The sequence below is a fragment of the Trichothermofontia sp. genome (assembly GCF_053493415.1).
Map to the genome: position 1 here is coordinate 1 of NZ_JBRCAD010000193.1, position 8094 is coordinate 8094.

The 8094-nt window shown below is 49.1% G+C and carries 12 protein-coding genes; all 12 read right to left on the reverse strand.

Features of this window, described 5'->3' with window-relative positions; all coding sequences use genetic code 11:
* Nucleotides 1–77: 77 nt before the first annotated feature.
* Nucleotides 78–452, reverse strand: a complete 375-nt coding sequence (locus tag ACWIUF_RS16965) for a PIN domain-containing protein (RefSeq protein WP_448573705.1) — start codon at nt 450–452, stop codon at nt 78–80.
* A gap of 6 nt (nt 453–458) precedes the next feature.
* Nucleotides 459–707, reverse strand: coding sequence for a FitA-like ribbon-helix-helix domain-containing protein (locus ACWIUF_RS16970; RefSeq protein WP_448573706.1), 249 nt, complete (start codon nt 705–707; stop codon nt 459–461).
* 396 nt (nt 708–1103) lie between these two features.
* Nucleotides 1104–2390 carry a restriction endonuclease subunit S gene (locus ACWIUF_RS16975; RefSeq protein WP_448573707.1) on the reverse strand — a complete coding sequence of 429 codons (1287 nt, stop codon included), beginning with the start codon at nt 2388–2390 and terminating at the stop codon, nt 1104–1106.
* A 60-nt stretch (nt 2391–2450) separates the two neighbouring features.
* Complete coding sequence (locus tag ACWIUF_RS16980; RefSeq protein ID WP_448573708.1) at nt 2451–3233, reverse strand: DUF1828 domain-containing protein; 783 nt, start codon at nt 3231–3233, stop codon at nt 2451–2453.
* The gene (locus ACWIUF_RS16985; RefSeq protein WP_448573716.1) at nt 3230–3574 is read right to left on the reverse strand and encodes a DUF6978 family protein; all 345 of its coding nucleotides are present in this window, start codon (nt 3572–3574) and stop codon (nt 3230–3232) included. Before ACWIUF_RS16985 ends, ACWIUF_RS16980 begins: the two co-directional genes overlap by 4 nt.
* 110 nt (nt 3575–3684) lie before the next feature.
* Nucleotides 3685–3954, reverse strand: coding sequence for a hypothetical protein (locus tag ACWIUF_RS16990; protein WP_448573709.1), 270 nt, complete (start codon nt 3952–3954; stop codon nt 3685–3687).
* 30 nt (nt 3955–3984) lie between these two features.
* Nucleotides 3985–4410 (reverse strand): hypothetical protein, encoded by a 426-nt coding sequence (locus tag ACWIUF_RS16995; protein ID WP_448573710.1) that lies wholly within the window; start codon nt 4408–4410, stop codon nt 3985–3987.
* Nucleotides 4411–4910: 500 nt separating this feature from the next.
* Nucleotides 4911–5204, reverse strand: a complete 294-nt coding sequence (locus ACWIUF_RS17000) for a HepT-like ribonuclease domain-containing protein (protein WP_448573711.1) — start codon at nt 5202–5204, stop codon at nt 4911–4913.
* Nucleotides 5201–5494: a nucleotidyltransferase family protein gene (locus ACWIUF_RS17005; protein ID WP_448573712.1), complete on the reverse strand. Its 294-nt coding sequence runs from the start codon at nt 5492–5494 to the stop codon at nt 5201–5203. The genes ACWIUF_RS17000 and ACWIUF_RS17005 overlap by 4 nt, the downstream gene beginning before the upstream one ends.
* Nucleotides 5494–6570 (reverse strand): N-6 DNA methylase, encoded by a 1077-nt coding sequence (locus ACWIUF_RS17010; RefSeq protein ID WP_448573713.1) that lies wholly within the window; start codon nt 6568–6570, stop codon nt 5494–5496. The genes ACWIUF_RS17005 and ACWIUF_RS17010 overlap by 1 nt, the downstream gene beginning before the upstream one ends.
* Complete coding sequence (locus tag ACWIUF_RS17015) at nt 6563–7168, reverse strand: type I restriction-modification system subunit M N-terminal domain-containing protein (protein ID WP_448573714.1); 606 nt, start codon at nt 7166–7168, stop codon at nt 6563–6565. Before ACWIUF_RS17015 ends, ACWIUF_RS17010 begins: the two co-directional genes overlap by 8 nt.
* Before the next feature lie 67 nt (nt 7169–7235).
* Nucleotides 7236–8094 (reverse strand): WD40 repeat domain-containing protein (locus tag ACWIUF_RS17020; RefSeq protein WP_448573715.1); only part of this gene is annotated, 859 nt, incomplete at its 5' end.

Here is an 8094-nt window from a genome sequence, read left to right on the forward strand (position 1 = left end):
AACACAACCATTGGATCAAAAGCCCCTCGCCCGCTCTGGGAGAGGGGTTGGGGTGAGGGCGGTTTGAGTTTTGTCAGTCAATCAGCATTGCGAGTGGCGATCGCGGCTTGATGGGCACGGCAGATGGCGGCGATTTGAGCATCGAATTGAGAGATAGGGTTACCTTGTTTTCTGCGATCAGCGGCTATCGTTGCAAAATATTCAGCAGATTCTAAGTCGAAAGGAAGAATTTGATTGAGGAGTTCTTGTTGAAATACAGCATGAGCAGCGTTTTGAAGCTTTTGTTCCCGATTTCCCTCTGGCAAGATGGCAATGCCATACAAGATTTCAGCTTGAGTAATGCTAGTTGTAAATAAGGTCCCTCTGGGTTGGGAGTCAGTCCAAGACTTAACGCATTGAGAACCTTTGGGATTCATTAATTCGGAGATAACATTTGTGTCAAGAATAATCATCGTGATTTAGAAAGTTGGAGGTGTTCTGATCGGTTCTCGTGGGATTTGAGGAATCTCGAAGTTGTCGATATCAGCGAAGTGTTGCTGTATAGCAGTAGCAAGACCTGGAGGAGATGTTTGGGAAGTCTCTGGGACTAGAACACTGGCGAGAATGGCGGTGATTTCGGCGGCGATCGTGCGTCCGTTTTGCTGGGCACGTTGTTGTAGGCGATCGGCGAGTTGGGGATCGAGGTTTTCTAGGGTGATGTTGGTCATGGTGCGGCTCCTGTGAGTGTGTGATCGACAATTTTTTGGGTTAGGGGAATCTGGGTATACCGGTCAAGGGTGATTGGGGGCTATTCGCGCTCCAATTTTCCTGGAGGCACTGCTGTTCGTAGAAGGATCGGGCCAAGTCGTCGGCGATGGCTAAAAGCTCGATATCGTGTGACTAGCTTAATTTATACAGAGGAATTGTGTTGGTATTCATCGCTTGGGCTTAAGGGTAACAAATTGGGAAATACTGTCGGTGCTGTGTTCTATCCAAACTGTAGTAACCGCAAGGGTGCCGTTAGAGCCAGCGAGGGGGCCTTCGATGATTTCTCATCGGGGAATAAGCAGGTATGGGGTGCGCTTGGCATCGGGAATAGGAATGCTGCCTTAGAGTTCCATGATCTAGGGAGTAATGCGAAGTTGGCCGCTCATGAGTTTGGGGAGAAGCAGATCACGGATTTTGGTTAGAGTTTGAATTTGTTTGAGGTTATTATCTATACGCCTTCTAAGCACAAATGCAGTATCTTGAAAAGCTTTAATAACTGAATAATCCGCAGGCATCGAAAATTCATATTCTGGGATTGCTTTTTTGCTTAAGTGCAAAACAGTTGTTCCATTAGCATAGCCAATACAGTGTTGCTTAAAGAAATGCGTGGACAACAGATAATATAAATAGAAGTTATTAATCCTCTTGTCTTTCGAGATAATTTTAACTACATCCATAGATAAAACATAGCGAGAGTACTTGGGTAAAGGCTGTAGTAGTACAGGATTTCCTAGAACTTCAGCATTTTGTGTCAAATCTGTATGTGCTACTAGCAGATCATTTGGCTCAGCAAGATGCCGATCTTGATAGTTAGTAGTAGTAATTTCTTTGAAGCCATCTAGCCTAAATCCACCATGCCTATCAAAATTCTTGAGATTAACAAGCGCAGTATCTGATTCACCTAAATCCGTGCTTTTGTATGAGTAACCATTAGTTGTGCTAATGATTGAGTTTAGATTCACAACACGCCAGCCTGCGGGGATTTCGCCTAGTTCGGACTGGACCATTGCGCCACCGGATGACTTGTAGGGCTGGCCGTCGGCGTTGGGGAACTCGAAGTCGATAAACCAATGTTTGAAGAGGGTTTGGGCGATTTTCTCTAGGGTCTGGTTCTGCTGGCGGAGATTGGAGATCTTGCGATCGAGGGCAGATAAAGTTTTGCCTATCTCTCGCTGCTCTTGAAGGCTAGGAACTTTGACAATGATCTCGCTACAGTCTCCGACTCGCATATGTTCAACGGTGGAACCCATGCCAAAACCCCTGATTTGGTGTTGCACATCCTTAGAACGGAAAGAGTAAAACAAAAAATTAGGGTCAACAACATTTGGGTCTGGCCTGTACATCATCAGACGTTGACCCAAAAACAAGTTTTCTCCATCAATTATTTGTCCAACTTCTCCAAGAGGGGCTTCTCTAGTCAGAATTATATCGTTTTCTCTCAGCACGGATCGTTTTGTCCATTTGCGAAAAACATCTTCCGTTACATAATTTGTGCTGGATAAATCAATACGACCGTCTTTAATATTTGTCGTCCTGATCATTCGATAAGGTGTGACTTCATCAACAATGGGAGCGGTTTTATTTACACAGTCAATAATTGCTTCACAGAGTTGGTCAACTTTTACCTCTTTCCACTCGTTCATACTTCAACCCCCACGATCGCTAACTGAACCTTAATCTCTTTGTGAAGAATAATGCTTTTCTTAATGAGGATCTAGAGTCGTGAGCATTTCAATAAACCGCTCTGACTCCGACCAATAGGCAATATCAGATAACTCCTCTAGCTGTAGTATCGTCTCCACTTGCCAAACATCCAACGTATCATCAAATAACGAAATAAACCGCAACGGTTGGGTTCCAAATTTTAATTGGGACAAATCCACCCAAGCTGCTACCACATTGTTTGCCTTGGTGTTTGCTGCCGCCTTGCTACCCGTGCTGAGCACCTGCACCAGAGAGCTATGGTTAGGATGGAACGTATGAAAATCAATCCGCCAGCTACGTCCCGATCGACCGGGTAACCTTTCCCTCGCCTGAAAGCTAACCCGATGTTCACTCAGCAGTTCAGCAACCTCATCTTCAAAAGTTGAGACCAAACGAGTCCTAGACAAAAACCAAAGATTGCTAACCGCAATTACTGCCTGCGCCAACCGCGTAATTGCCGCCGCCAACGCCCCTTCATCCCTTACCCGAACCACCAACGCCCCTCGGTACAACTCAACATCATGGGTCAGCAAAATATCCTGGATCGCCTGCTCTTGCTTCTTTGACAAAAACTCGCTAGCGGTCTGGGCAAACAGCCACCGCCGCGTCTCCCCCAAATCCGTCACAATGGGATGATCTTGAGCAACCTTATAAAATAAATCGATCACATCCCCATCGGGATAGAGATACGGCGTCCGAATCTGCGTCCATCCATTAACCTGAGTACAGCTAAACAGGTTTCCTACTGTTTCCGAAATCTCCTGACAGGGCGTATAACTCATAGGAACATGTCCAACTGTTGCTGCCTTAGGATAGGATACATCCTTCCATTATGACGTAGCATTGCTTCTTTACAAAATTGTTGCCAAACTTTAAGTGGATCGTCACGAGTAGCCGTGATATCCCGTGGGATATAAGCCTGCTTATCACGATAGATTTCACTCCAACGATGTTTATGCTTTTCACCCACAAACTCACCATTAGGATTCCGATGATCGGCTCCATAATCTAGTCCATATATTCTGCTATAGGGTGGACAAATAATATGATAGCTTAACTTACTGGCAATCGGATTATAGGTTCCACGTATTGACAATTGATAATTATCTAGATCTGAATGAATTTCAGCTTTGAACTTTAGCCATAAACCTTCTTCTCGTCAGGTTATGTCTTCTTCTATTGTTTTTGACTCATCTCGTATAATACTTTCAAAGTCTTCCTGGCTCAGTGTCATCATTTAAGTCCTAAGAACACTACAGTTGCATCAATGACGAGCTTACAAACGCTGTCGATCCTCACGCAAAAGCTCTGTACTATCGCTGAAAATTGGCCTTCATACTGCTCCATCATAGCTTGAAATCGCTGTTTAGATTCCTGATGGCTACGACGCCTAACAATCGGTTGATAAATAATCATTGCCTCAATATCTTGGTTAGCAATAGGTAACTGTAACGACAACATCCGATCCGATCCGATATGGGTTTTAACCTTAATGCTTTCCATTAAAGCAGCCTCCCGTCTAGAGATCTCGCCTCACAGATTATTATAAACCTCGTCCTCCGGATTGTCCCACACTTGCGCAAAAGGCGGTTCAGATATCTGAGCCGCAGCCTTCACTAATTGACGATCATCAATATCAGCATCAGGAATGAAATCCCGCGCGATCGCTAACTGGTCTTTCATATTCTCCTTGGCTTTTCGCTCCTGTAAAAACTCAGTCAACAACTCAAAAAACAGATCAAATCCCGCCCGTTCATCTATCGAATGCAGTAAAATAATTTTCGCCCAGGAAACTGAAGCCATGATGTTAAATCGTCGCTGCACCCAAAATTGGAACTCTTCAAAATTCTTTTCTTGAACCGTTAGCTCTAGCCCTTGCTCCTGTCGCGAAAATCCATAACCACATAAGAACATATAAAGATTGCTGATTGAAGGCGAACCAATATAAATTCCCGGCATTTGATGGATCTACTTTAGTAAATCGTAAAATTGAATCATCAAAACACAACCTTCCCGTCTAGGCTGCGATCACTCAGATCAGCAAAATCTGTATCCGTAAAGACCAGACCTGCCTGCTCAATTGCTACTCTGAAACTCAGAATTCCTTGCCAGAAACGTTCACCACGGATTCCATCAGTCTGTTTTTTCCCCAGTTTTCTCGAACAATGTTACCTGAAGCACATGCAACAGCGAAGTCTGCCCAGCGATGACAACTTATCTATAGTCCCCAGGATTTCCTGTAACCTCATTGCCTGGTTGACTGACACATCTTTTCCCCTCATCCCTAAATCCCTTCTCCCACAAGGGGCGAAGGGACTTCAAACACAACCATTGGATCAAAAGCCCCTCGCCCGCTCTGGGAGAGGGGTTGGGGTGAGGGCGGTTTGAGTTTTGTCAGTCAATCAGCCTCATTGCTCCACCTCCATCAGCCGTTGCACCGCAGCCTCTAAAACCGGCAGTTAAAACTCCACCGCATCCCAAACCCGCTCCAAGTCAATACCGCCCAGGTAGTCATGCACCAACACATTCCGAAAGCCAGACAGCGCCCGCCAATCCACATCTGGGGCTTGTGCCTTCAGCCTATCCGAGAGCCGCTGGGTCGATTCCGCCATCGTTTGCAATCGCCGTAACACCGCATCCTGTACCAGGACACTCTCCATAAACACTGCCTTGCCATTACCGGTGTAGTCCTGAAGCAGAGCCGCGCACTCTAAAATATGCTCCAGATAAACCCGGTCATCATGGGTGGTCATAGGGTCTTTGCCTCCGCCAATACTTTTTCCCGAATCAGCGGGCTAATCGCCTTTTCCGTCAACACATCCACCTTTCGTCCCAGCAAATCCTGTAAGTCCATCAGCAATCCCCCTGGAAACCAGGGTGTTACCTTTCCTGGGTTGTAGTCAATCAAAAAGTCAATATCGCTCTCTGGTGTTTCTTCCCCTCGCACAACTGAGCCAAACACCCGCACATTATAAGCCCCGTGCCTAGCCGCAATTTCTAAAATCTGTTCCCGCTTTTCCCGCAACGTTTCTAAGAGTGTCATCAGGTCAACCCCTCCAAATCAAACCCCACCTTCGCCAACTGGATCTTAATCTCCTGATCCAATTCTGTCGCCTCCCGCATCTGTGCCGCCAACTGCGCCGTCAACACCGCCATCTGCTCCTCAAACGGCACCCCCTCCTCCGCCTCATCCGGAATCCCCACATACCGACCCGGCGTCAACACAAAATTATGCTTCTCAATCTCCGCCAGCGTCGCCGACTTACAAAACCCCTTAATATCCTCGTAGCCCCCACCGTCCCGCTTCCACTCGTGATACGTCCCCGCGATCGCCTGAACATCTTCCTCCGCAAACGCCCGATTGCGCCGATTCACCATATAGCCCAACTCCGACGCATCAATAAACAACACCTCCCCCTTCCGGTTCCGATTCTTATTGCCATTCTTATAGCGACTCAAAAACCACAAGCAGGCCGGAATCCCCGTGTTGTAAAACAACTGCGTCGGCAGCATCACAATGCAGTCCACCAAATCCGCCAACACCAACGCCTTGCGAATCTCCCCCTCCCCCCCCGTATTCGACGACAGCGACCCATTCGACAATACAAACCCCGCCGCCCCTGTCGGAGCCAGGTGATACAGGAAATGCTGCACCCAGGCAAAATTCGCATTCCCCACCGGCGGCACCCCATACTGCCAGCGGCCATCCTGCCGCAGCAACTCCCCACCCCAATCACTATCATTAAACGGCGGGTTGGCAATCACAAAATCTGCCTTCAAATCCTTGTGGGCATCATTCAAAAACGACCCCTCCGGATTCCAGCGAATATTCGAGCCATCAATCCCCCGAATCGCCAGATTCATCCGGCACAGCTTATACGTCGTCTCATTACTCTCCTGCCCATAGATCGAAATATCATCCAGCCGCCCCTGGTGATGACTGACAAACTTCTCACTCTGGACAAACATCCCCCCCGACCCACAGCACGGATCAAACACCCGCCCGTGATACGGCTCCAACATCTCCACCAACACCCGTACCACACTCTCCGGCGTATAGAATTGGCCCCCCTTTTTCCCCTCCGCCAGGGCAAACTGACCCAGAAAATACTCATTCATACACCTGCCCCAGCAAATCCTGCTGACGGGGTTCCGTCGTTGGCTCCGTCGGCTCCGTCTCCAACCGCAACTGCCCATCGGCCTCCGCTTGCACCTGGGCCAAATTAACACTGCCGATCAAATCAATCAGCCCCCCCAGCGCCATCGGGTCTAGCTTCTGCTGCCCATAGACCTTCGGCAAAATCCCCTTCAGCAGCTTTGGATTCTCCGCCTCGATCGCCGCCATCGCCGCATCCACCTGTTGCCCGATCGTGGGCTGCTTCGCCTGCGCCTGCAACACCGACCACCGCGCCTCAGCCGGAACAAAAAACACATTCTCCGCCCGGTACTCATCCGGATCTTCCGGGTCCGCCCCTGCGTACTCCCCCGCACCAGCCAGCAACTTCCCATGCAACTGCTCAAACGCATCGGAAATGTACTTGAGGAAAATCAACCCCAAAACAATATGCTTATACTCCGCCGCATCAATATTCTTCCGCAGCTTATCCGCCGCCTTCCAGAGCTTCTGCTCCAACGACTCCCCATTCTGGGCATTTGCTTTCGTCCCCTTCGGCATACCCCGCCCTCGCCCCCGATCGTCACTACCCACCTTACCCATAGCAGCCGCGATCGCCCAGCCACAAAACAGGAAAACTTAACCCGCTCCCCTCCCCCCACCCGTCATATCAAACTTTGCCCGATCGCCAGACCTGGATAGTCTGATCAAAACTGCTGCTGAACAGGGTTTTACCATCGGGGCTAAAGGCTAAGGCCGTCACCACATCCGTATGTCCCGTGAGGGTGTTGACCGCTTGACCCGTTTTGAGATCCCAGAATTTGATGGTGGAGTCCTCACCGCCACTGGCAAGCAGGGAATGTTTAGGACTAAAGACTAAGGTTCGGACTGTCTGGCGATGACCGTGCAGCGTCTGATGGGGCTGAGGCAAAGGGACAACCGTATTGGACCAAAGGTGGATTTGAGCGGCTTGATCGCTGGTCGCAAGATACTCACCATCGGGGCTAGTAACCAAGCTAGCGATCGGCTGATCTTGGGGGATGGGTAAGTGGAGCGGTTCGCTGGTGCGCCATCGATAGATACAGATCAGGGCATCTTCACCACCGCTATAGGCAACCTGCTTATCGGGACTCATGGCTACCGCCCCAACAGGTCCTTGGTGGCTTGTCGCCATCCGGATCAGCTTACCGGCGCTTAAATCCCAGAAACAGACCTTACCCTCGGCGTCCCCACTGACCAAAACTTTACGATCGGGACTGATCGCCAGCGTCGTAATGGGACTGTTATGGCCCGTTAGGGTCCGAATCAAACTGCCATCCCGGACATACCACAGCTTAATCGTGCCATCCTTCCCGGCACTGGCCAAAATCTGCCCCTCTGGGCTAAACGCCACACTCCACACCTGATCGCTATGACCAGAGAGGGTAAAGAAGGGCTGCCCCGTTTGGAGGTTCCACAAATACACCTGCTTATCCCAACTGCCACTGGCCAGGATTTTGCCATTCGGACTCAGGGCGATCGCCGCAATG

Bases quoted from the DNA above. Each gene is read 5' to 3' on its own strand.
- ACWIUF_RS16965 (WP_448573705.1), bottom strand. From the start codon at position 452: ATGATTATTCTTGACACAAATGTTATCTCCGAATTAATGAATCCCAAA.
- ACWIUF_RS16970 (WP_448573706.1), bottom strand. From the start codon at position 707: ATGACCAACATCACCCTAGAAAACCTCGATCCCCAACTCGCCGATCGC.
- ACWIUF_RS16975 (WP_448573707.1), bottom strand. From the start codon at position 2,390: ATGAACGAGTGGAAAGAGGTAAAAGTTGACCAACTCTGTGAAGCAATT.
- ACWIUF_RS16980 (WP_448573708.1), bottom strand. From the start codon at position 3,233: ATGAGTTATACGCCCTGTCAGGAGATTTCGGAAACAGTAGGAAACCTG.
- ACWIUF_RS16990 (WP_448573709.1), bottom strand. From the start codon at position 3,954: ATGGAAAGCATTAAGGTTAAAACCCATATCGGATCGGATCGGATGTTG.
- ACWIUF_RS16995 (WP_448573710.1), bottom strand. From the start codon at position 4,410: ATGCCGGGAATTTATATTGGTTCGCCTTCAATCAGCAATCTTTATATG.
- ACWIUF_RS17000 (WP_448573711.1), bottom strand. From the start codon at position 5,204: ATGACCACCCATGATGACCGGGTTTATCTGGAGCATATTTTAGAGTGC.
- ACWIUF_RS17005 (WP_448573712.1), bottom strand. From the start codon at position 5,494: ATGACACTCTTAGAAACGTTGCGGGAAAAGCGGGAACAGATTTTAGAA.
- ACWIUF_RS17010 (WP_448573713.1), bottom strand. From the start codon at position 6,570: ATGAATGAGTATTTTCTGGGTCAGTTTGCCCTGGCGGAGGGGAAAAAG.
- ACWIUF_RS17015 (WP_448573714.1), bottom strand. From the start codon at position 7,168: ATGGGTAAGGTGGGTAGTGACGATCGGGGGCGAGGGCGGGGTATGCCG.